General features: G+C 46.8%; 17 protein-coding genes. 10 read left to right on the forward strand and 7 right to left on the reverse strand.

Annotated elements, in window-relative coordinates:
- Nucleotides 1–130: 130 nt before the first annotated feature.
- Nucleotides 131–2305: a DNA helicase II gene (gene uvrD / locus R7O03_RS21475; RefSeq protein ID WP_005378778.1), complete on the forward strand. Its 2175-nt coding sequence runs from the start codon at nt 131–133 to the stop codon at nt 2303–2305.
- 982 nt (nt 2306–3287) lie between these two features.
- On the opposite strand, the gene ggt is transcribed toward uvrD, so the two are convergent.
- The 4 genes from ggt to rarD all read right to left on the reverse strand — a co-directional run bounded on the left by ggt (nt 3288) and on the right by rarD (nt 7703).
- Nucleotides 3288–5054, reverse strand: coding sequence for a gamma-glutamyltransferase (gene ggt, locus R7O03_RS21480; RefSeq protein ID WP_054577294.1), 1767 nt, complete (start codon nt 5052–5054; stop codon nt 3288–3290).
- 111 nt (nt 5055–5165) lie between these two features.
- Nucleotides 5166–5825 (reverse strand): LysE family translocator, encoded by a 660-nt coding sequence (locus R7O03_RS21485; protein WP_054577295.1) that lies wholly within the window; start codon nt 5823–5825, stop codon nt 5166–5168.
- A 91-nt stretch (nt 5826–5916) separates the two neighbouring features.
- Nucleotides 5917–6714 (reverse strand): AraC family transcriptional regulator, encoded by a 798-nt coding sequence (locus R7O03_RS21490; protein ID WP_054577296.1) that lies wholly within the window; start codon nt 6712–6714, stop codon nt 5917–5919.
- A 71-nt stretch (nt 6715–6785) separates the two neighbouring features.
- Entirely contained in the window at nt 6786–7703 is a 918-nt protein-coding gene (gene rarD / locus R7O03_RS21495) for an EamA family transporter RarD (protein ID WP_005378774.1), read from the reverse strand.
- Between the two features lie 178 nt (nt 7704–7881).
- Here rarD and recQ point away from each other — a divergent pair, with 178 nt between their 5' ends.
- From recQ to R7O03_RS21510, 3 genes are all read left to right on the forward strand, one after another.
- A complete protein-coding gene (recQ, locus tag R7O03_RS21500; protein ID WP_005451195.1) occupies nt 7882–9717 on the forward strand; it encodes an ATP-dependent DNA helicase RecQ in 1836 nt (611 codons plus the stop codon).
- A 9-nt stretch (nt 9718–9726) separates the two neighbouring features.
- Nucleotides 9727–10032, forward strand: a complete 306-nt coding sequence (locus tag R7O03_RS21505) for a DUF3630 family protein (protein ID WP_213894429.1) — start codon at nt 9727–9729, stop codon at nt 10030–10032.
- 234 nt (nt 10033–10266) lie between these two features.
- The gene (locus tag R7O03_RS21510) at nt 10267–10941 is read left to right on the forward strand and encodes a 7-cyano-7-deazaguanine/7-aminomethyl-7-deazaguanine transporter (protein WP_053350785.1); all 675 of its coding nucleotides are present in this window, start codon (nt 10267–10269) and stop codon (nt 10939–10941) included.
- Nucleotides 10942–11163: 222 nt separating this feature from the next.
- On the opposite strand, the gene R7O03_RS21515 is transcribed toward R7O03_RS21510, so the two are convergent.
- The 3 genes from R7O03_RS21515 to rhlB form a co-directional block, all read right to left on the reverse strand.
- Entirely contained in the window at nt 11164–12807 is a 1644-nt protein-coding gene (locus tag R7O03_RS21515) for a sugar nucleotide-binding protein (protein ID WP_213901899.1), read from the reverse strand.
- A 172-nt stretch (nt 12808–12979) separates the two neighbouring features.
- A complete protein-coding gene (gene gppA, locus R7O03_RS21520) occupies nt 12980–14473 on the reverse strand; it encodes a guanosine-5'-triphosphate,3'-diphosphate diphosphatase (protein ID WP_005382885.1) in 1494 nt (497 codons plus the stop codon).
- Nucleotides 14474–14493: 20 nt separating this feature from the next.
- Complete coding sequence (rhlB, locus tag R7O03_RS21525) at nt 14494–15813, reverse strand: ATP-dependent RNA helicase RhlB (protein ID WP_005378764.1); 1320 nt, start codon at nt 15811–15813, stop codon at nt 14494–14496.
- A 111-nt stretch (nt 15814–15924) separates the two neighbouring features.
- Here rhlB and trxA point away from each other — a divergent pair, with 111 nt between their 5' ends.
- The 6 genes from trxA to fre all read left to right on the forward strand — a co-directional run bounded on the left by trxA (nt 15925) and on the right by fre (nt 21745).
- Nucleotides 15925–16251: a thioredoxin TrxA gene (trxA, locus tag R7O03_RS21530; RefSeq protein ID WP_004745500.1), complete on the forward strand. Its 327-nt coding sequence runs from the start codon at nt 15925–15927 to the stop codon at nt 16249–16251.
- A gap of 196 nt (nt 16252–16447) precedes the next feature.
- Complete coding sequence (gene rho, locus R7O03_RS21535; RefSeq protein WP_005378757.1) at nt 16448–17707, forward strand: transcription termination factor Rho; 1260 nt, start codon at nt 16448–16450, stop codon at nt 17705–17707.
- A gap of 106 nt (nt 17708–17813) precedes the next feature.
- Nucleotides 17814–18806, forward strand: coding sequence for a hypothetical protein (locus R7O03_RS21540; RefSeq protein WP_017821790.1), 993 nt, complete (start codon nt 17814–17816; stop codon nt 18804–18806).
- Between the two features lie 91 nt (nt 18807–18897).
- Complete coding sequence (ubiD, locus tag R7O03_RS21545; RefSeq protein WP_167415540.1) at nt 18898–20751, forward strand: 4-hydroxy-3-polyprenylbenzoate decarboxylase; 1854 nt, start codon at nt 18898–18900, stop codon at nt 20749–20751.
- Nucleotides 20748–21017, forward strand: coding sequence for a 2Fe-2S iron-sulfur cluster-binding protein (locus R7O03_RS21550; protein ID WP_318132011.1), 270 nt, complete (start codon nt 20748–20750; stop codon nt 21015–21017). The genes ubiD and R7O03_RS21550 overlap by 4 nt, the downstream gene beginning before the upstream one ends.
- 14 nt (nt 21018–21031) lie before the next feature.
- Nucleotides 21032–21745 (forward strand): NAD(P)H-flavin reductase, encoded by a 714-nt coding sequence (fre, locus tag R7O03_RS21555; protein ID WP_005382872.1) that lies wholly within the window; start codon nt 21032–21034, stop codon nt 21743–21745.
- The last annotated feature ends 313 nt before the right edge of the window (nt 21746–22058 follow it).

Here is a 22058-nt window from a genome sequence, read left to right on the forward strand (position 1 = left end):
TCAAATAGGTATAACTAATTGATGTGTTGGGCAAAAAAACATCGATTTTTTTATCAAGTTTTGTCTAAACAGCACCCGGTTGTTTAGGTTATAATCGGTTTTTATGTATAAATAACCAGTAGCTCTCATCATGATGGATCCATCTCTATTACTCGACGGTTTGAACGATAAACAACGTGAAGCCGTTGCAGCACCTCTAGAAAACTTGCTCGTTCTTGCTGGCGCAGGAAGTGGTAAGACACGCGTTCTTGTTCACCGTATCGCTTGGCTGATGTCGGTCGAGCAAGCTTCTCCGTTTTCAATTATGTCGGTAACCTTTACCAATAAGGCGGCGGCAGAGATGCGTGGACGTATCGAAGAGCTAATGATGGGCAGTGCAGGCGGTATGTGGAATGGTACTTTCCACGGCATTTGTCACCGTATTCTGCGTGCACACTATCTTGATGCGAAGCTACCGGAAGATTTCCAAATCATCGACAGTGACGACCAACAGCGTCTGCTAAAGCGTTTGATCAAAGCGCAAAACCTCGATGAGAAGCAATGGCCAGCACGCCAAGTGGCATGGTGGATTAACGGCAAGAAAGACGAAGGTCTGCGCCCGTCGCACATTGATGCGTACCATGATCCAGTAACCAAGACATATCTGCAGTTGTACACCGCTTACCAAGAAGCGTGTGATCGTGCTGGTTTAGTCGATTTTGCGGAAATCTTGCTGCGCGCACATGAGCTACTGCGTGATAACAAGTTCGTTCGTGAACACTACCAAGCACGCTTTAAGCACATCTTGGTCGATGAGTTCCAAGATACCAACAACATTCAATATGCTTGGCTACGTATGATGGCGGGTCCTGAGTGTCACGTGATGATCGTAGGTGATGACGACCAGTCGATTTATGGTTGGCGTGGTGCAAAAGTCGAGAACATTGAGAAGTTTACGCTCGAATTCCCAAGCGTGAATACCATTCGTCTTGAGCAAAACTACCGTTCCACTAAGACCATTCTAGAAGCATCTAACACCCTGATTGCGAATAACACCGAGCGTATGGGTAAAGAGTTGTGGACGGATGGCGTGGTCGGTGAGCCTATCTCGGTTTACAGCGCTTACAACGAATTAGATGAAGCCCGTTTTGCGGTGAACAAAATCAAAGAGTGGCAAGACAAGGGCGGTGCTCTGAATGACGCTGCGATGCTTTACCGTAACAACGCCCAGTCGCGTGTTCTGGAAGAAGCGTTAATTCAAGCCGGTCTGCCTTATCGTATCTATGGCGGCATGCGATTCTTCGAACGTCAGGAAATCAAAGATGCCTTGAGCTACATGCGTCTGATTGCCAACCGTAACGATGATGCGGCGTTTGAACGTGTGGTGAATACGCCAACGCGTGGTTTGGGCGATAAGACGCTTGAAACCATCCGCTTTGCGGCTCGTGATCGTGGTTGCACCATGTGGGAAGCGAGTGTGGCAATGTTGGACGAGAAGGTGCTTGCTGGTCGCGCTGCTGGTGCTCTGAGCCGTTTTATCGAGCTTGTCACCGCGCTAGAAGACGACACCTTAGAGATGCCGCTGCATCACCAAACTGACCATGTGATTAAATACTCGGGCTTGTTCGCGATGTACGAGCAAGAGAAGGGCGAAAAGTCTAAGGCACGTATTGAGAACTTGGAGGAATTGGTGACCGCAACTCGCCAATTCGAGAAACCAGAAGAAGCCGAAGACATGTCACTGCTGACGGCATTCCTAACCCACGCAGCACTAGAAGCGGGCGAAGGACAAGCGGACGAATTTGAAGATGCGGTTCAGCTCATGACATTACACAGTGCGAAAGGTCTAGAGTTTCCATTGGTGTTTATGGTCGGTGTGGAAGAAGGCATGTTCCCAAGCCAAATGTCGGCAGAAGAAGCAGGGCGCTTAGAAGAAGAACGCCGTCTGTGTTACGTAGGCATGACCCGTGCAATGCAGAAACTGTACATCACTTATGCTGAAATGCGTCGTTTGTACGGTCAGGATAAATACCATAAACCGTCTCGCTTTATCCGTGAACTGCCAGAAACTTGTTTAGATGAAGTACGAATGAAGGCGCAAGTTAGCCGTCCTTCAAGCAGTGGTCGATTTAGCCAAACTGTTGTGAAAGAGAGCTTCAATGAAACTGGCTTTACGCTAGGTTCTCGTGTGATGCATCCTAAGTTTGGTGAAGGCACCATCATCAACTTCGAAGGCAGTGGCCCACAAAGCCGCGTACAGATTGCCTTTAACGGTGAAGGCATCAAATGGTTGGTGACTGCTTACGCACGACTAGAGAAGCTGTAAGGCTTGACCAAAACTCATACCAATCGTAGTAAATAACTGGTCATTCTAGCTTGTTAAAATACTCGATAACTGCGTTGCAATTTTTGATTGTAGAATAACTACTTATCGAAAAATTGCGCCTTGTTCTCAAGCATTTTCCCTACGCTATTTCTGATCACTTATTTACTGTGATTGGTATCATCAACTTAAGAGCTGCTTCGGCGGCTCTTTTTGTTTGTGCAGTTTTGGTGTCGCTAACGCAGTAAAAAATGGAATGATAAATGGAGTACAAAAGCGCGACTTAACGATGCCGTTTGAAGTGAAAGGTGGGCGTTGTGGGTGAATGCCTGTTTTCAGCAGATCTACTGAGAAAAACTTTAGGCAAAGAAAAACCCCGAGGGCTTGCGCCCATCGGGGTTATAGTCTTACTCGCAGCAATCCAGCTACTAAGAGTGCTCCATGCATCTAATCCATGATAGTGTGCTGAATCCGTCAGCTTAATCCTTACGTCGCCTTCCTAGCGGTGTCCTTAGTGACCTTATCCTGGTCTGCTAACTATCCTCGTTAGCTCTCATCACTTGTTCCCTGAGCGGTGTCCCTGACATCATCCTGATGTTCAAATCCTTGCCTCGTCCAGAGGTGTCCATTTCCCGTCCTTAGTAGCAACCATCCTAGTCACTATTGATTCCGTTCAATGTCCAATTTTGCAATCCATGCCCGACTATTCATCCTGAATAACCGTTTCTTCTTCCTGAAGTTCACCAAGTCCGTGGTGTTTCCTGTTCCGTGTCAGCATCCTTCCGACAGGTTTAATATTACGTGTTTAACGATTTCCAACAACGGGCTAATCTCACATTTTTTTACACTCTTAGCGTTCAAAAAAGATACATAAGTATTAAATTCAATGGCTTATTATCTTTGTTGTACGGTTTTACCATTAAAAAAGAGAGGTTTGCTCAACCCTTTGTGAGAGATCTCGCACAAGGGGTCGAGCGAAAGACTCTTACTGCCCGATAGCGGCACCTTCACGTCTTGGATCCGCAGCGCCTTCAAGACCGTCTTTTGTTATTCGTATCGCATGCAGACCAGAGTTCAAATCCCGAACATCGGTTTTAAAGCCCATCTTCTCCAGAGCAGGCTGTAAGCCCTCTGCGGCGGTACCTTGCTCAATATCTAAGGTGCCAAAACGGTTCAGCAATCGTGGCTGATTAATCGCGCTTTGGATGTCCATATCCCATTGCGTGTGGGCGATAATGGCTTGTGCGACGTAACCAATAATGCGGCTACCACCCGGTGAGCCAATTGCCATGTAAGGTTTGTCATCCTTCATCAAAATGGTCGGTGCCATGGAGGAGCGTGGGCGTTTTCCCGGTTCTAAGCGGTTCGCGATTGGCACACCATCTTGATGCGTGCGGAAAGAGAAATCGGTCAGTTCGTTGTTGAGCAAGAAGCCCCGCACCATCAAGCGTGAGCCAAAGGCGTTCTCGATGGTTGTTGTCATTGAAACCACATTGCCTTGCTTATCGACGATATTGAAATGGCTGGTGGAAGGCAACTCGATCGATTGGTCCATGCTTAAGTCCATGGCGTGCGACCAAGGAGGGTTGCCGGCTTCAACCTTACTCAACGCTTTACCGACTTGAATGAGCTCAGCACGTTGTTTGAGATAATCTTTATCAAGCAAGCCTTCGGTTGGCATTGGCACATAATCTTGGTCAGCCATGTATTTACCACGATCCGCGAACGCAAGGCGCGATGCATCAGCGATCACTTGCCATGATTTCGCGCTTTCGGCTCCCCAGCCTTTAAGATCGTATTGCTCGGTGATCGCGAGAATCTGTCCAACCGTCAATGCGCCAGAGCTAGGTGGTCCCATACCGCAGATGTCATAGCTTTGGTAAGCCGCACAAACCGGTTCACGTTGCTTAATTTGGAACGCATCAAAGTCAGGTTGTGCCAATACGCCAGGATTTCCCGGTGCATTTTGTACTGTCTTGATGATGTCTGTGGCGATATCGCCTTGATAGAAAGCTTTTGCCCCTTGCTCTGCAATTGCCGTCAGAGTTTGCGCGTATTCAGGGTTCTTCAACAACGTGCCTTCGGCTTTTGGTGAGCCATCTGGATTAAAGAAGTAAGCCTTAGTCGCAGGGAAGCGTGATAGGCGCTTGGCATCTTTCTCAATCAGACTCGCGAGGCGAGGACTTACTTCGAAACCTTGCTCAGCCAAGGTAATCACAGGTTGGATGATCTTCTTCCATTCCAACTTGCCGTATTTCTGGTGCGTGTCCCACAGTAGTTTCACTGTGCCAGGAGTGGCAACGGAACGCCCACCGACAACCGCATCGTAAAATTGCAGAGGTTGTCCTTTGTCATCTAGGAAGAGTTTCGGCGTTGCGGCGAGCGGTGCGGTTTCGCGTCCATCATATGTAGTCAGTTTTTGTTTCTCACTGTCCCAATACACTAAGAAGGCGCCACCACCAATGCCTGAAGATTGGGGTTCTACCAAGCCCAGCATCAGTTGTACGGCAACCATGGCATCAATAGCATTACCACCTTGTGCAAGAACGTCTGCCCCAGCTTGGGTTGCAATTGGGTTAGCAGCGGTAACCATATAATCTTTCGCTTTGATCAATTGTTTTTGCTCGAAGCCAGTGCTGTGCTCCGGCGCAACCGCATCTGCTGCTTGGTTAGCAAAGACTGATGTAGATAAGATTAGTGGGGAGGTAAGAAAAAGACCCGTGGTCACGAGTCGGTTGAACGTCCAATGCATGATGACTCTCCATGTTGCCAGTTTTGTGCTTTGAGCTTGGCAGTTATGGAGAGTCACGTCGAGTCAGCAATCTTAGAAATGTCGATTGTGCTACGCTTTTAAATCAGTACTTTATCCGATAAAAGTATTGATAGTTTGGTATAGAATACTGCCGCCCACTAGAGTAAATACCACGCCGCATAGACCGTCGATGTAGATACCCGCTTGTTGCAATTTACGCTGTAAGCGCTGTGTCGATAGCATCCATGCAAGGCTAGAGAACCAGAATAGCGACAAGCCAAACAGGATGACCAGTGCAATACCTTTGCCAGTAATCGACATACCTGCTGGGACTAAACTTGACATCAAACTGACAAAGAACACCAGGGCTTTTGGGTTAAGAATGTTGGTCGCAAACCCTTTAGCAAACGCTTGACGCTTATTGCTGATCACTAGGTTATTTTGCTTCTTAGGTTGATCCGTCTGTGTTTTTTGGATCATCGAGATCACGGCACGCAATGCGCCAATTCCTAAGTAGAGCAGGTAACTACCACCGAGCAGTTGTACCACGGAATACAGCACTGGGTGCTGGTGGACGACAAAACTCACACCTGTCAGGCTGAACAAAGAGTGCAGCAAAATACCGACGGACAATCCCAACGCAATGTACAAGCCAGTTTGACGACCATGACGCGTCGCGTTTTGTACGACCAGCGCAAAGTCCGGACCTGGACTCATTAGGGCAATAAAGTGAATGCTGGCGAGTGTCAGCAATATGGTGGATTCATTCATAACACATCTCAAATTTAACCAATGCGGCTATTGTCGTGGTAAGTCACCTGTGGCGCTTGTAAAAAACTGACAGCTTTCTCGGTAAATGAAATTAACGAGCCACTTGAGAAGGGGAAACGCCGTAGGTCTGTTTAAACGCTTTGCTGAAATGCGCTTGATCGTAGAAACCGATTTGATGGGCGACGTCGGTACCACATTGACCAGCTTGCAGTAACTTCATGCCTTGTTCAAGGCGCAGGCGTGCGAACCATGCATAAGGCGTCATGCCAGTTTGCGCTTTAAAGTGGCGCTGGAACTGAGTTGGGCTCAGTTGGCACAGCTCTGAAAGTGAATCCAAACGCACTGCTTGGCCAAGGTTCGCCATTAGGTAATCTTTTAACGTCCCAAGCGATTGGTTTCCTAGCGGCACCACTTTTTGTCGCTCAAGCGATCCGTAGCGATCAAAAAGTTGGTTAAATCCTTCAAAAGGAAGGCAATCTTTGGTGAGTTGGCTGAGGTTTTCACGACGAAGCAGCCCGTGTAAGTTACTAAGTTGTGAAAATATCTGCGGATCCGAGATGATCAGTTCGTTGAAGTGTATTATTTGACCGTTTTGCTTAAGATCAGCCAGATCGCTCAATAGATGAGGTTCGATCGCAAACACATTTACTTCGTAGCCACTCTCGAGCTTAGATTGCCCGTCGTGCAGCTCATCCGGCGGCATAATCACAATTTGCCCGTGACCAACTTGGTGGCTGTTACCTTGGTATTGGAACTTCTGCGCACCATGCGTGATCAGGCCGAGATGAAAATCCAGATGGTAATGCCTTTGAAAAGCAAATTTCTGGTATTTCGCCTCTATTAGACTCAAGTTGTCATGGTCGGTTGCGTAGTACTGAATATGTTCCATTAAATAAAAAAGCTTGGTCACATTATGACCAAGCTTATCTGGCAATTTCTAACTTGTCTTGTAAAAAACGATCACTGTGGCTGAACGATTCGGCGTGAGCGACGGTTATTACGTAATCCATCAAAGCTAAACACGACTAGTGCTCCCCAAATAAAGACGAAAGTGATCGCTTTATCCATGGTAAAGGGTTCGCCATACATCAATACTGCAAGTAAAAACATTAAGCTTGGGCCTATATATTGGAAAAAGCCCAAAGTCGATAATTTGAGTCTTGTTGCTGCACCCGTAAAGCACAGCAGTGGCAGGGTTGTTATAACCCCAGCCGCGATCAACAAACTATTTAACGTAAGTGGATTCGTAAGCATATTTGAGGTTGGTGTATCGGCAATAAAAAGCAAATAAACAGCGGCCACTGGCAGTAGAAGTAATGTCTCGATAAACAAGCCAGTTTTTGCATCGACACTGACTTTCTTTCTTAATAAGCCATAAAAGCCGAAGCTCATTGCTAACGCCATCGCAACAACAGGTACGGAGCCAAATACAATCAGTTGAACGAGTACGCCACAACCTGCCAATACAACCGCGAACCACTGTAATTTACGCAGTCTCTCTCCCAAAAATACCATCCCGAGTAAGACGTTGATCAGTGGGTTAATGTAATAACCTAAGCTGGCGTCGAGCATATGATTCGAGTTTACCGCCCAAATGAAAATCAACCAATTGCCGCCAATTAACATGGAACTTGCGATCAGGTAAGCGATTTTCGTTTTGTCTTTCGCGATGTGGTAAGCCGAGCGCCAGTGACGGCCAAAATGGAGGAGTGCAGCAAGCAAAAAGAAAGACCATATCACTCGGTGGCTTAGAATTTCCAAAGGAGATACTTGTGCGATGGACTTAAAGTACATCGGCGCAATGCCCCACATGGTATACGCGCCAATCGCTAGCAAGATGCCTTGCCGCGCGCGTTGTTGTTCGTCTTCTGGTGTCATGAAGTGTCACCTAATTGTGTGTTTTATAGAGCAGAAAATCAGTATACGAGTCGTGATGCGAAACACCTAACAATTTGCGGTTTTATTCACCATGAAACCCCATTACAATGTGCCCTCACTTTGTGTGCCAGTGGTATGCATAAGCACCTCTTTTTTAAGACCCAATCTGAGACTTTTCATGACCTCGACCTTGTTAGCCGAACAATCTGATTCGCCTGTAACGCCTCAACGTGTGTTGGAGGATGTGTTTGGTTACCAAGAGTTCCGTGATGGTCAGCAGTTGGTGATTGACGCTGCGGTAGAAGGTCGCGACAGCTTAGTTATCCTGCCTACTGGTGGCGGTAAGTCGCTGTGTTATCAAATTCCTGCTTTGGTTCGCTCTGGCATTACTTTGGTGATCTCTCCGCTTATCTCGCTGATGAAGGACCAAGTGGACCAGCTTAAAGCCAACGGTGTAGCGGCTGAGTGCATTAACTCGACCATGCCTCGTGAAGAGCTGCTCAGCGTGTATAACCGCATGCACACTGGTCATCTTAAGTTGGTGTACGTCTCGCCAGAACGCGTATTAATGCGTGACTTCATTGAACGTTTGGAAAACCTGCCGTTATCGATGATTGCCGTTGATGAAGCGCACTGTATTTCCCAGTGGGGACACGACTTCCGTCCAGAATATGCCGCGCTTGGTCAACTTAAGCAGCAGTTTTCCCATGTGCCATTTATGGCGCTGACGGCGACCGCAGATGACGCAACGCGCCGAGATATTCTTGAACGTCTGCAACTGAATAATCCAGAGGTTTACCTAGGCAGCTTCGACCGTCCCAACATTCGCTACAACTTAGTTGAGAAGCACAAGCCGGTTTCGCAAATCGTTCGTTATCTTGAAACCCAAAAGGGGAATTGCGGCATCATCTATTGTGGTAGCCGTAAGAAAGTTGAGATGGTGACCGAGAAGCTGTGCAACAACCACATTCGTGCTGCTGGTTATCACGCAGGTATGGACGCTGATGAGCGCGCTTACGTTCAAGAAGCTTTCCAACGTGATGACATCCAAATTGTAGTGGCGACCGTCGCATTCGGTATGGGCATCAACAAACCAAACGTGCGCTTTGTGGTTCACTTTGATATCCCGCGAAATATCGAATCCTACTATCAGGAAACGGGTCGTGCAGGGCGTGATGGTCTACCTGCGGAAGCGATGATGTTGTATGACCCAGCGGACATCAGTTGGCTGCGCCGTATGTTGGATGAGAAAGACGATGGTCCACAGAAGCAGGTGGAAACCCACAAACTGAATGCGATGAGTGCCTTTGCTGAGGCGCAGACTTGTCGTCGTCAGGTGCTATTGAATTACTTTGGTGAGTATCGTGAGAAGCCATGTGGCAACTGCGATATTTGCTTAGATCCACCGAAGCACTTTGATGCCACGGAAGAAGCACGTAAGGCGTTGTCTTGTGTGTACCGAGTGAATCAGAGCTTTGGTATGGGCTACGTGGTAGAGGTGCTACGTGGTATGCAAAACATTCGTGTACGTGAAAACGGGCACGATAAGATTTCTACCTACGCGATAGGGCGCGACCACAGCCACGATTACTGGGTGAGTATCTTCCGTCAGTTAATCCACAAAGGGCTGTTGTTTCAAAACATCACGCGTAACTCAACGCTGCAATTAACCGAAGAGGCACGTCCGCTTTTGCGTGGCGATGTGACCCTAGAGTTAGCGGTTCCACGTTTAGACACCGCAGCACGTGCGGCGAAGTCAGATAAACTGACCAGCAAGAACTACGACAAAAAGCTGTTTGCTAAGTTACGTAAGCTGCGTAAGTCGATTGCTGATGAAGATGGTTTGCCACCATACGTGGTCTTCAGTGACGCAACTTTGATTGATATGGCGGAAATTCTGCCAACGTCTTACGGCGAAATGCTGGCAGTCAGCGGTGTTGGTCAGCGCAAACTAGAGAAGTACGCCGATCCATTCCTTGATTTGATTCAAGAACACATTACTCACCACGGATAAGGAACCAAGATGCAAAAGGAATTTGGCTTAGCGGACTACATGCCACAAGAAGGGCGCTTAATCATTACCGCGCCGAGCTTTGACCTTGATAGCTTTCCTGCTTTAGGTGAGCGTTTAGTCGGCTTGCTTTCTGCTACTGTGGTGGAAAAACAATGGGATGCAGACATTCACTCTTGGCTGATCGACTTTGAAGGTTGCCGACTGTTTATGAAAGCAGAGCATTACAGCGAAGCGATTTGGTTTGAAGCGTTAGCGATTGAAGAGAGCAGGGAAGAGTTGGATTATCTTGCAGGATTGTTCCAACGCGGCTTCTAAAAATAGAATTTTTCTTGAAAGGGTGTTTCACATGAAACACCCTTTTTTATGCTTAAACGTTTGCGTAAAACAGACGACTTGCGGCGAAAAGTGGTTAATGTATAATCGCCCACCGCTTCGCTCAGAATGAGCCAAGCCAGTTTATGTTTCATTTTACACTGTTGGTAAGAGCCACTTTATTCAGTGACTCGATTTGGGTTCCCTCACCCCCAAACCAAACTAAAAAGGTATCGCATGAGTAACTTTACCCCTGCGCAGCAGCGCAACGCCCTTATCTATCTGGTTCTATTCCACCTAGTCATTATTGCATCTAGCAATTACCTAGTTCAGCTACCGTTTACTATCTTCGGTTTCCATACCACTTGGGGTGCATTCACTTTCCCATTTATCTTCTTAGCGACTGACTTAACTGTGCGTATTTTCGGTGCTCAGTTGGCACGTAAGATCATCTTCTTAGTGATGTTGCCTGCTTTGGCAGTGTCTTACTTCTTATCGGTGGTGTTCTTCGAAGGTCAATTCCAAGGTTTTGGTCACCTAGGGGAATTTAACTTGTTCGTTGCTCGTATCGCGATTGCTAGTTTCATGGCGTACCTACTTGGTCAGATCATGGATGTACACGTGTTCAACCGCTTACGTCAAATGAAGCAATGGTGGGTGGCACCAACGTGTTCAACGCTTTTCGGTAATGCACTTGATACCATCGCTTTCTTCGCCATTGCGTTCTACCAAAGCCCAGATCCATTTATGGCGGAGCATTGGACGGAAATCGCGCTGGTGGATTACGGCTTCAAACTGGTTATCAGTCTTGGTTTGTTCGTTCCGATGTACGGCGTATTACTGAATTACCTAATTAAGAAGCTGACTGCGGTGAACCCTGACTTTAAGGTGACGACAAGCGTTCAGTCTTAATATCAGTGGGAACCCCGAAAGCCGCTTGCTTAAATCAAGCGGCTTTTTTGTACCTGCTTACTGGGATTTAGAGGGTTTTGTACAGCGTGGGGAGCAATTAGATCATGGGTGTCCAAAAGCTCCCTAAGCTGTACGAAGGTAAAAATGAGCAATAAAAAAGGTCCCGAGTGAGACCTTTTTATCGAAGTTACGGAACGTAGAGGAAGCTAGTTGGTGAAATGGCTAACGGAGCATCTTCTCAATCAAAATGGCTTTTTGCGCATCGAAGGCGCCAAGTTGCAGGCCGTTCTCCCAACTGATGCTTTGATTGAACATCGCCAGCATCAAACCGACACTGCGTTGATTGGCGTCCTGCCAGCAATCAGATTCGCTGTACTCTCCATCATTTATCGCGTTGCCATTAACGAGAATGGGCTCGAAACGCCATTTTTCGCCGACACGGTAGTAGCCTTTACTGGTTAAGGTCTGGTTGGATTGAATCGTTAAAATGTGCTCGATGCCCGGCTCACCGGTTAATTCAAATACAAATCTTAGCTGGTGGTCGCCACATTGCAGCTCAACGATCAGTTGGCCGTTTTCCTCAATCAGTGTTGACTGAGAGTAGTCTCCGAAGCAGTGCAGCAACCAAGAAATAGGGTGACTGGCTGTTTCAAGAAACCACTCTTTGAGTGTGAAGGTGCCCGGTAGGTTAACTTGGGTGATTAGATTGACCACACAAGGTTGGGTTTGCGAGGTGAGCCATTTCTCTATCGTCTTGGCGGTCTCTAGCTGAGCAAAGGCGTAATTAACCAATAGGTTGGAGTTCGGTTGCTGCCAGTGAGTGATGTCGGAATTCAATCCCACCAATGGCTTTTCACAGATAAGCTTGGTTGAACCTAACGTCTTTATGATCTCTGCATGAGTATGCGCAGGTGTCGCGATGGTCACGACATCAAGTAGTTTGAGTGCGCTGATGTTCGTTTCTGCCTTTGGGATTGCTTCTTCACTGCACGCTTGCTGAAGCGGTTCTATTTGGTTGGCGCATAACGTTGTGACCGATACACCATTGTTTCGATAGTGGGGAATGTGCGTGCGTCCCCAGTTGATTCCTATGATGCCGGCTTGCTGGATTTGCTCTGGCTTGTTGAAACGTTCACTCAATGGCGGCAAGGCAATTCGTTCATCGGTTAGACGTTGGTCATGGTGATAGTCATTGCTTGGCAGCACTTGCCATGGTTTGTTGTAATGCTGTTTGAGTGCACAAACGAGTTCGTAGAAATTCCACTTATCTTTTAAGTTGCTATCAAGGTGATATAAACCGGCTTCGTTCCGCTCAATAAGCTGCAAAAAGGCGAGTGCAGTATCGTCCATATGAGAAGTCGCAGGATACCAAGCCGTGCTAGCGGTAATAACGCCGTTCTCTTCATATTGGCGGTCGAGATGCGCCAACATGTTATTGCCTTCTGCTTGGTGATGGAGCTGCCAACCAATTCGAGCAACCATCGCATCTGGATTTGCTTGCCAGATTGCATCTTCACAACGAACTTTGTATTTGCCGTAATCATCTTGGGTGTTTCTTTCTTCAAAGATGCCATAAGGCCCGTTTTTTGTGGCATCAAATACCATTGCTGTGCTGACAAAGAGGTAAGGAATATTGTGGCGTTTGCATTGCTCACCAAGCCACGCTGCCCACTCTTCACTTCCCATCGCCATATGGCACACCGCATTGATGTGGTGTTGCTGCCAAAATTGTTCACTTTGCTCTGGATCATCTGGTGAGATTTGGTGGTGATTCCACTCCAATATGTTCCAGCCGCGTAGGTGAAACTGATGAGCGACTTTTGGGGCGAGGGTACCAGTTAAGCCAGTCATTAAAACGGTTTTCATGATGGTGCATCTTGGTTGGCTAAATTGTGTTTATCAATAAAGCATGGCTGTTTTTCGATGTAGAGCGGAGAAGCTGAGATTTTTGCTGGGCAGCACGTTTTGTAGGGGAAGTAGAAGCAGAAAAGCCCAAGCGAACGCCTGGGCTTTAGTATTGTAAGGCAGTGATATTCGCTTATTTTGCTACGATATTTAATGGCCAGCCGATGTCTGTCTGACGGTTGGATTCAATTTCCAGCTCAGCCGCAGTCAGTGGGTTTTTCTCTAGCCATTGCGCATCAATGTGTAACGTTAGATTGTCGCCTTCAACCGTTAGAGTCACATTTGGCTCTAGATCAGGATTGCGACGATGGCTGAGTAGAACCGCAAGACGCAACAGTCTTAATACTCGTTTGGCACTTGAGCCTGATAATGCATGCTGCTCAGGTAAAGAAGTGAGCTGTTCGCGATAGCGACGAGCCACTTCACCAATAAAGAACTTCTGCGCGCGCGTGTAACCAGGCAGATCCAAATTCTGTAGCAAGTAAGCACTATGCTCTCCGCCTTTTTTGAAATCGATAGTTAAGCCAATTTCATGCAGTTTTGCGGCGGTCTCGAGTAATATCTTGCCCTGAGGCTCTGTAATCCACTCATCGCCTCCAGCTTGCTGTAAAAGCGTGTGTGCCAGAGTAGCGACTTGTTCGCCGTATTGGTGATCGAGCTGATAGCGATTTTGTACGCTAGCGATAGTGCGGGCACGAATGTCTTCTTGACGAAGCTCTTCAACCATCTCATACACTAAGCCTTCGCGTAGTGCGCCGCCAGCGAGTGTCATAGCATCGATTTCAAGCAATTCAAAAACGGCAATCAAAATAGAGAGGCCACTAGGGAACACTAATGCACGCTCAAGTGTTAAGCCTTCAATATCGAGTTCTTCTAAATGGTCGGCCAACATGGCTTGCTTCTGTAGACGTTTGAGTTTGGAGTGAGTGATTACTTCGTCCATGCCTTGCGCCAGCATTATCTCTTGCAATGCCTGAACAGTGCCTGATGCACCAACACACACATCCCAACCAATTTCTGTATAACGTTCTAAAATCGGCTGGATGGTCTGTTTCGCCCCTTCAATTGCCGCGTCAAAGTTACGAGCATTCAATTGACGATCTTTAAAGAAGTTTTCAAGCCAAGTCACGCAGCCCATTTTTAAGCTGGTCAGTGCTTTGGCTTCGAAACCTTCACCGATAATCAGTTCGGTACTTGCTCCACCGATATCGACTACAAGGCGACGACCACTACCGCCAGAGGTGTGAGCGACACCTTTATAGATAGTGGCTGCTTCTTCTTCACCAGTAATCACTTCGATAGGCTGGCCTAGAATTTGGTTAGCCTTTTCTAAAAACACATCTACATTGGTCGCGGTACGTAATGTTGCAGTACCGACGATGCGAATGTTTTGTTTAGGAATGTCCTGCAAGCGTTCCGCAAATAGACTTAAGCAGTCCCATCCTCGCTGCATAGCTTCCATACTAAGAGAATTATGTTCATCTAAGCCCGCTGCTAGACGAACTTTGCGCTTAATTTTAGCCATTGTTTGAACGCTGCCATCGATGTGACGCACAACGAGCATGTGAAAACTGTTCGACCCGAGGTCGATGGCGGCATATAGCGGTGATGATCCTGCTTGACTCATAAAACGAACTCAGTTTCCTATTACGATTGTTTTGGTGCCGATTGACGCGGTTGGCGTGGACGACGTCCCTGCGGCTTACGGTTACCAGAACCAGAGCGGGTACCGCCAGTATTCGTGCGGCGCTGTTGGTTGCGTGGTGCACGCATACGAATCGGAGCCGGTAGATCTTGAATCAGTGCCGACGAATCGTACTCTGAAACTGGGATTGTATGCTCAATGTATTCTTCGATTGCTGGTAGGTTAACCGCGTACTCTTCACAAGCAAAACTGATCGAATGACCGCTCGCACCAGCGCGACCAGTACGGCCAATACGGTGAACATAATCTTCACAGTCGTCAGGAAGGTCGTAGTTGAAAACGTGCGTTACCTGAGGAATATGCAGGCCACGCGCTGCAACGTCAGTTGCAACTAAGATGTCGACATCACCTTTGGTGAATTGCTCAAGAATCTTCTCACGCTTCTTCTGCGGTACATCGCCAGTAAGAAGGCCTACACGGTGTCCATCGGCAGCCAAATGTCCCCAAACCGATTCACACTTATGCTTGGTATTGGCAAAAATGATAGCGCGATCTGGCCACTCTTCTTCAATTAGTGTTTGAAGCAGCGCCATTTTGTCTTCATTCGAAGGATAGAAAAGCTCTTCCTGGATACGGTGGCCAGTTTTTTGTTCTGGTTCGACAACGACATGCTCAGGAGTATTCATGTGTTCGAATGCCAGTTCTTGAACGCGGTAAGACAGCGTTGCTGAGAACAGCATGTTCAAACGCTCTTTTGGCTCAGGCATACGACGGAACAAGAAGCGAATGTCTTTAATAAAGCCAAGATCGAACATGCGGTCGGCTTCGTCCAGAACAACAGCTTGAATGTTGTTGAGGTTAAATACGCGCTGTTTGTAGAAATCGATGATACGGCCTGTTGTTCCGATCAGAATATCTACGCCGTCTTGCAGTTTCGCAAGTTGCTTGTCGTAGCTTTCACCACCGTAAGCTAGAGCGGTTTTTAGACCTGTGCTTTCAGTTAATGATTCTGCATCATTGTAAATCTGAATAGCGAGCTCACGTGTAGGCGCCATAATAATTGCGCGTGGCTGTGTAGGCTTACGACCTTCATGTTCCGGAGTCGTCAGAAGGTGGTTGAACGTAGCAGTAAGAAACGCGAGCGTTTTACCAGTACCCGTTTGGGCCTGGCCTGCGATGTCTTGGCCGGTGAGCAGGACCGGCAACGCCAAGGCTTGGATAGGGGTACAAAATTCGAACCCTTTTTTGTCCAATCCTTCAATAACTTGGGGCTTTAAGCCCAAATCGGCGAACTTTTGCTCTGTGATATGCGTCTTTTTCATGGCTATAGAATATCAGCTAAAGCTTGCAATACGAAAGTAAATACATTCCAATAGGGCATCTAATTACTGGTTATCATCCAACCAGTTTCGAAAAACACATTGGAGTGGAAGATGAGTGATAAGATTTTGCAGCTAACTGATGACGGTTTTGAAAACGATGTAATCAACGCTGCAGGCCCGGTTCTAGTGGATTTTTGGGCAGAATGGTGTGGTCCTTGTAAAATGATCGCTCCTATTTTGGACGAAATCGCAGACGAGTACGAAGGCAAACTCACTATCGGTAAACTAAACATCGACCATAACGCAGGTACACCACCTAAGTTTGGTATTCGCGGCATTCCAACGCTATTACTATTTAAAGATGGTAACGTAGCGGCAACGAAAGTAGGTGCTCTGTCTAAAACTCAACTAAAAGAGTTCCTAGACGCAAACTTATAATCACCAAGTGATTACAGATAAAACCGTGCAAAGTTACAATGCACGGTTTTGTTTTTCTAACTCTGGACTAGAATACTAATTAGTGCTAACTTATCGCGCGTTAATTGAACAAATTTCTCTTCTTGGTCGATCCTGAGACCAAATCCATCTTAACTAGAAAACAGATCTTATTTTGACTAAACAAGAATCCACCACCATGAACCTTACCGAACTGAAGAACAGACCTGTGTCTGACCTTGTAAAACTGGGCGAAAGCTTAGGATTAGAGAACCTAGCTCGCTTAAGAAAACAAGACATCATCTTCGCGATTTTAAAAGCGCACGCGAAAGGCGGCGAAGACATCTTTGGCGATGGGGTTCTGGAAATTCTGCAAGACGGCTTTGGTTTCCTACGCAGTGCAGATAGTTCATACCTTGCGGGTCCGGACGATATCTACGTATCACCAAGTCAGATTCGTCGCTTTAACCTACGTACTGGTGACTCTATCGCTGGTAAAATTCGTCCACCAAAAGACGGTGAACGTTACTTTGCCCTTCTAAAAGTCAATACCGTTAACGACGATAAACCAGACAACGCCCGTAACAAGATCCTATTTGAAAACCTTACCCCTCTACATGCGAATGAGCGCATGGTGATGGAGCGTGGTAACGGTTCAACAGAAGACATTACAGCACGTGTTTTAGACTTGGCATCGCCAATCGGTAAAGGTCAACGTGGTCTGATTGTTGCTCCGCCTAAAGCGGGTAAAACAATGCTTCTGCAAAACATCGCGCAAAGCATCGCGTACAACCACCCAGAGTGTGAGTTGATGGTTCTTCTTATCGACGAACGTCCAGAAGAAGTAACTGAGATGCAGCGCCTAGTTAAAGGTGAAGTGGTTGCGTCGACTTTCGATGAGCCAGCATCTCGTCACGTACAAGTAGCGGAAATGGTGATCGAGAAAGCAAAACGTCTTGTTGAACATAAGAAAGACGTGGTTATCTTGCTTGACTCTATCACTCGTCTAGCTCGTGCTTACAACACCGTAGTGCCTTCATCAGGTAAAGTACTAACAGGTGGTGTGGATGCAAACGCATTACATCGTCCTAAGCGTTTCTTCGGTGCTGCACGTAACGTAGAAGAAGGCGGCAGCCTAACTATCATCGCAACGGCACTAGTAGATACTGGTTCTAAAATGGATGAAGTTATCTACGAAGAGTTCAAGGGTACAGGTAACATGGAACTGCACTTGAACCGTAAGATTGCTGAGAAGCGTGTATTCCCTGCGATTGACTTTAACCGCTCAGGTACACGTCGTGAAGAGCTACTGACGAAGACTGACGAACTACAGAAGATGTGGATTCTGCGTAAGATCGTTCACCCAATGGGCGAAATCGACGCAATGGAGTTCCTAATCGATAAGCTAGCGATGACGAAGACCAACGATGAGTTCTTCGATGCGATGCGTCGTCAATAGTCTCAGATTAGTTATTCTGCGAAAAGCCACCGTATATCGGTGGCTTTTTTATTGCTTTCTCCCGATAGAAGTATCAGAATGAAGGAAATGTTATCGGGAGGTTAACATGCAACAAGGAATGTTGTCGTCATTACTCCTGAGCTTGTCACTTATCACTCTACCTGCGACATTATCTGCCAAGGAAATGCATGAGTCTGTAGTAGAACAGTGGCTTCAGGATACTCAAATACAGGCTAAAGTCTCTGAACTGCTTGATTACGCTGTCAGAGATGAAGTCGACTCGCTTAAATTTGCCCTTGATCGACTTGCTTTGCCTCAACAAGAGGTGGTGCGCTTTCAATTATTGGAAAAGCTTGAAAAGCAAGATGTGATTCTCACGCCTCGAATGGCTCTGTTTGTTGAGTCCCAGATCCGTATGACCCCGACTTATCAAGTGTTAGAGCGAGGTGATGGGTATGAATTTAGTGTACCCGCTTTTAACTTTCCCGTTATTGCGAGTCGCTTGATTAAGCGTTGGAAACAAGACCAAAGTACCTTGGACTTTGTCTTACAAGCTGAACGAAGAGAGCTTAACTTAAAGCAATGGCTTACAGGGCCATCTCAACAAGCTCAAGCGCGTGAAGCGCTTTTGATTCGAGAGTTAGACAGTTTATCACCCAACGCGCTTGCTGCATTAACGGCCCAGTTAACCAAAGCAAATGTGACCAGTTGGTTACCCTCGACGGCCGTGATAGTCAGGTTGGCACAAGTTAGTCAGGATGAGGAAGTGTACAACTTACTCTGGCGGATGAAAGCCGATTACAACAGCCAGTCCGAACTTGAGCGTTTAGCTGCGGTTGGAGACGTTTTTTCCATTCAGCAATTGATGAATGCCACAGTTAACCCATCACTCAAGCCAGAAGCTATTAGTCTACTTACAAAATCTAACCCTCTATCTCCGCAAGTAAAGCAGTTTCTAGTTAGAAAAATGGCGTTATCAGAAGAAGCAACCATGGTTGCTCGAGAGCTTGCTCAACAAGGGCATCAAACCTGGTTGGAAGAGTTAGTATCTTCGAACCATCAGATAAAGACTCGGCAGATTGAACAAGTATTAAAGTAATCTTGCTCACATACCCACACAAAATAGGAGGATCTTAGCGTCCTCCTATTTGTTATACTGCGGACAGTTTAATCAGCCAGCATGAAGGCCTATGAGTTTTAAGGATTTACGCGAATTTATCGACCACCTAGAACAGAAAGGTCGACTTAAACGCATCACTCACCCTGTCGATCCCGCTTATGAAATGACAGAAATCAGCGACCGCACCTTGCGTGCTGGTGGACCTGCGCTGTTGTTTGAGAACCCAATCGGCTACGACGTACCTGTTTTGACTAACCTGTTTGGTACACCAGAGCGTGTCGCAATTGGCATGGGACGTGAAGACGTTAAAGAATTAAGAGAAGTCGGTAAGCTGCTGGCTTATTTAAAAGAACCTGAGCCACCAAAAGGCTTCAAAGACGCTTTAGAAAAACTGCCTGTGTTCAAACAAGTATTGAACATGCCGGCTAAGCGTTTACGTAAAGCACCATGCCAAGACATTGTTTGGCAAGGTGATGAAGTCGACTTGGATAAAATTCCGGTAATGAGCTGCTGGGCAGAAGATGTAGCGCCGCTGCTTACTTGGGGCTTAACCGTAACCAAAGGTCCAAATAAGAAACGTCAGAACCTAGGCATTTACCGTCAGCAGAAAATTGCCAAGAACAAAATCATCATGCGTTGGTTAGCCCATCGTGGTGGTGCGCTTGATCTGCGCGATTGGATGGAAACCAACCCAGGTAAACCTTTCCCAGTTTCGGTCGCGTTCGGTGCAGACCCAGCAACCATTCTTGGTGCAGTAACACCAGTGCCAGATACGCTATCGGAATACGCATTTGCAGGTTTGCTACGTGGAAGCAAAACGGAAGTCGTGAAGTCAGTCAGCAACGATTTGGAAGTGCCAGCGAGCGCGGAAATCGTGATGGAAGGTTATATCGACCCGAGCGAGTTTGCTGATGAAGGTCCTTACGGTGACCATACTGGCTACTATAACGAAAAAGAAAAGCACCACGTATTTACTATTACGCACATTACTATGCGTAAAGACCCTATTTATCACAGCACCTACACAGGTCGTCCGCCAGATGAACCAGCTGTATTGGGTGTGGCATTAAACGAAGTGTTTGTGCCTATTCTGCAAAAGCAATTCCCAGAGATTGAAGACTTCTATCTTCCGCCAGAAGGTTGTTCGTACCGAATGGCCGTCGTCACCATGAAGAAGCAGTACCCAGGACATGCCAAGCGCGTAATGATGGGCGTGTGGTCTTTCTTACGTCAATTCATGTATACCAAGTTTGTTATTGTGTGCGATGAATCGGTAAACGCACGAGATTGGAATGATGTCGTGAAAGCCATGTCAGAGCATATGGATCCTGTACGTGATACCTTGATGATAGATAACACGCCAATCGACTCGCTCGACTTTGCTTCACCAGTGGTTGGGCTTGGCTCTAAAATGGGCTTGGATGCGACCATTAAATGGGATGCCGAGCTGGCGACGCGAACCGAGGTCACTGAGCGAGACAGCAAAGCGATTACCGAAGCAGAACTAAATGAGTTGAAACAGCAACGCCCTGAGATTGTTGACGTCTATCTTCCAGTTACAGCAAACAACCAATTTGCTGTCGTGACTATGAAGAAAGACCAAGCTGGTCAATCCCAAGAATTGATGGAACATCTATGGGGCTTCTTTGCTCAGTACACGGATAACAAATTCATCATTTTGTGCGACGATGACGTTAATGCACGAGATTGGAATGACATCATTTGGGCGGTGACAACTCGAATGGACCCAGATAGAGACACGATTCAAGTGCTTGGTAAGACTGAGAGTTCATCCAAATTAGGACTGGATGCGACCAACAAGTTCGAATCTGAAGTCACGCGCGAGTGGGGTACGCCTATCAAAAAAGATCCTAAACTTGTGGCTAAAGTCGATGAGATTTGGGACCAGTTAGGTATTCTATGAGTCATCAAGTCCACCTTCTACCAATGGACGTTACATTCCAAGTAAAAGAAGGGGAGACGGTGTTAGAAGCTGCGCTCAACAAAAATATTCGCTTCCCACACCGTTGCCAAGTTGGCGCTTGCGCCATGTGCATGTGTAAAAAGCTAACGGGCGAGGTGAGCTATCACCTCGAACCGATGCTAACCGAAAAAGAGCAACAGCAAGGTTGGATATTCCCTTGCCAAGCCTATACAGAAAGTAATTTAGTGCTTACTTTTGACGAGTAAGCGAGAGGAACACCATGACCATCCAATGTAAAGTAAAGTCTATTCAGCCGTTAGCTTGTAATACTTACCAAATCCTTCTTCATCCAGAATCACCAGTGCCTTTTAAAGCGGGTCAGTACCTAATGGTGGTGATGGGTGAAAAAGACAAACGTCCTTTCTCTATCGCAAGCAGCCCTTGTCGTCATGAAGGTGAACTTGAACTGCACATCGGTGCGGCGGAACACAACGCTTATGCACAAGAAGTTGTCGAAGCAATGCAAGCGGCGCTTGAAACTGATGGTCAGATTGAAATTGATGCGCCACATGGCGATGCTTGGGTTCAAGAAGAAAGCGAACGCCCATTATTATTAATTGCTGGTGGTACAGGCTTCAGTTACGTTCGCTCGATTCTGGATCACTGCGTAGCGCAGAATAAAACCAATCCTATCTATTTATATTGGGGGGCGCGCGATAACTGCCAGCTTTATGCTAAAGACGAACTGGTCGAGATCGCCGATAAGTTTGCTAACGTTCACTTTGTGCCAGTAGTAGAAGAAGCACCTGCAGACTGGCAAGGTAAAGTTGGTAACGTGCTACAAGCAGTAGCCGAAGATTTCGAAAGCTTAGAAAACTACGATATCTATATTGCAGGTCGTTTTGAAATGGCTGGCGCAGCACGTGAACAGTTCACTCAGAACAAGAAAGCGAAGAGCGAACGTATGTTCGCAGACGCGTACGCATTCATTTAAATACGGCTTTTGATACAGAAAAAGAGGGTTTTTTACCCTCTTTTGTGCTTTTTTGATGAAATAGTCATCGAACAGTCAGTTTTTTCCATTTTTTTTCAAAAAAGGGTTGCGAACGGATCTGAGTTCCCTATAATGCGCATCCACCGACACGGCAGACGCGATAAGGCTTCAGCAGGGTCGGAGAGGTGAAAGCTTCTACGAAAAATAAAATTGAAAAAGTGTTTGACACTGTCAATTAAATCGCTAGAATGCACCTCCGCTTTGAGAGAAAAACTTCTCGCAAAGCAAGCTCTTTAACAATATAGACCTATCA

Origin of the sequence: Vibrio sp. Vb2960 (assembly GCF_033337665.1) — a bacterium.
GTDB lineage: Bacteria > Pseudomonadota > Gammaproteobacteria > Enterobacterales > Vibrionaceae > Vibrio > Vibrio alginolyticus.

Excerpts from the sequence above, each read along its gene's own strand:
- uvrD (WP_005378778.1), top strand. The coding sequence starts at position 131 with ATGATGGATCCATCTCTATTACTCGACGGTTTGAACGATAAACAACGT.
- ggt (WP_054577294.1), bottom strand. The coding sequence starts at position 5,054 with ATGCATTGGACGTTCAACCGACTCGTGACCACGGGTCTTTTTCTTACC.
- R7O03_RS21485 (WP_054577295.1), bottom strand. The coding sequence starts at position 5,825 with ATGAATGAATCCACCATATTGCTGACACTCGCCAGCATTCACTTTATT.
- R7O03_RS21490 (WP_054577296.1), bottom strand. The coding sequence starts at position 6,714 with ATGGAACATATTCAGTACTACGCAACCGACCATGACAACTTGAGTCTA.
- rarD (WP_005378774.1), bottom strand. The coding sequence starts at position 7,703 with ATGACACCAGAAGACGAACAACAACGCGCGCGGCAAGGCATCTTGCTA.
- recQ (WP_005451195.1), top strand. The coding sequence starts at position 7,882 with ATGACCTCGACCTTGTTAGCCGAACAATCTGATTCGCCTGTAACGCCT.
- R7O03_RS21505 (WP_213894429.1), top strand. The coding sequence starts at position 9,727 with ATGCAAAAGGAATTTGGCTTAGCGGACTACATGCCACAAGAAGGGCGC.
- R7O03_RS21510 (WP_053350785.1), top strand. The coding sequence starts at position 10,267 with ATGAGTAACTTTACCCCTGCGCAGCAGCGCAACGCCCTTATCTATCTG.
- R7O03_RS21515 (WP_213901899.1), bottom strand. The coding sequence starts at position 12,807 with ATGAAAACCGTTTTAATGACTGGCTTAACTGGTACCCTCGCCCCAAAA.
- gppA (WP_005382885.1), bottom strand. The coding sequence starts at position 14,473 with ATGAGTCAAGCAGGATCATCACCGCTATATGCCGCCATCGACCTCGGG.
- rhlB (WP_005378764.1), bottom strand. The coding sequence starts at position 15,813 with ATGAAAAAGACGCATATCACAGAGCAAAAGTTCGCCGATTTGGGCTTA.
- trxA (WP_004745500.1), top strand. The coding sequence starts at position 15,925 with ATGAGTGATAAGATTTTGCAGCTAACTGATGACGGTTTTGAAAACGAT.
- rho (WP_005378757.1), top strand. The coding sequence starts at position 16,448 with ATGAACCTTACCGAACTGAAGAACAGACCTGTGTCTGACCTTGTAAAA.
- R7O03_RS21540 (WP_017821790.1), top strand. The coding sequence starts at position 17,814 with ATGCAACAAGGAATGTTGTCGTCATTACTCCTGAGCTTGTCACTTATC.
- ubiD (WP_167415540.1), top strand. The coding sequence starts at position 18,898 with ATGAGTTTTAAGGATTTACGCGAATTTATCGACCACCTAGAACAGAAA.
- R7O03_RS21550 (WP_318132011.1), top strand. The coding sequence starts at position 20,748 with ATGAGTCATCAAGTCCACCTTCTACCAATGGACGTTACATTCCAAGTA.
- fre (WP_005382872.1), top strand. The coding sequence starts at position 21,032 with ATGACCATCCAATGTAAAGTAAAGTCTATTCAGCCGTTAGCTTGTAAT.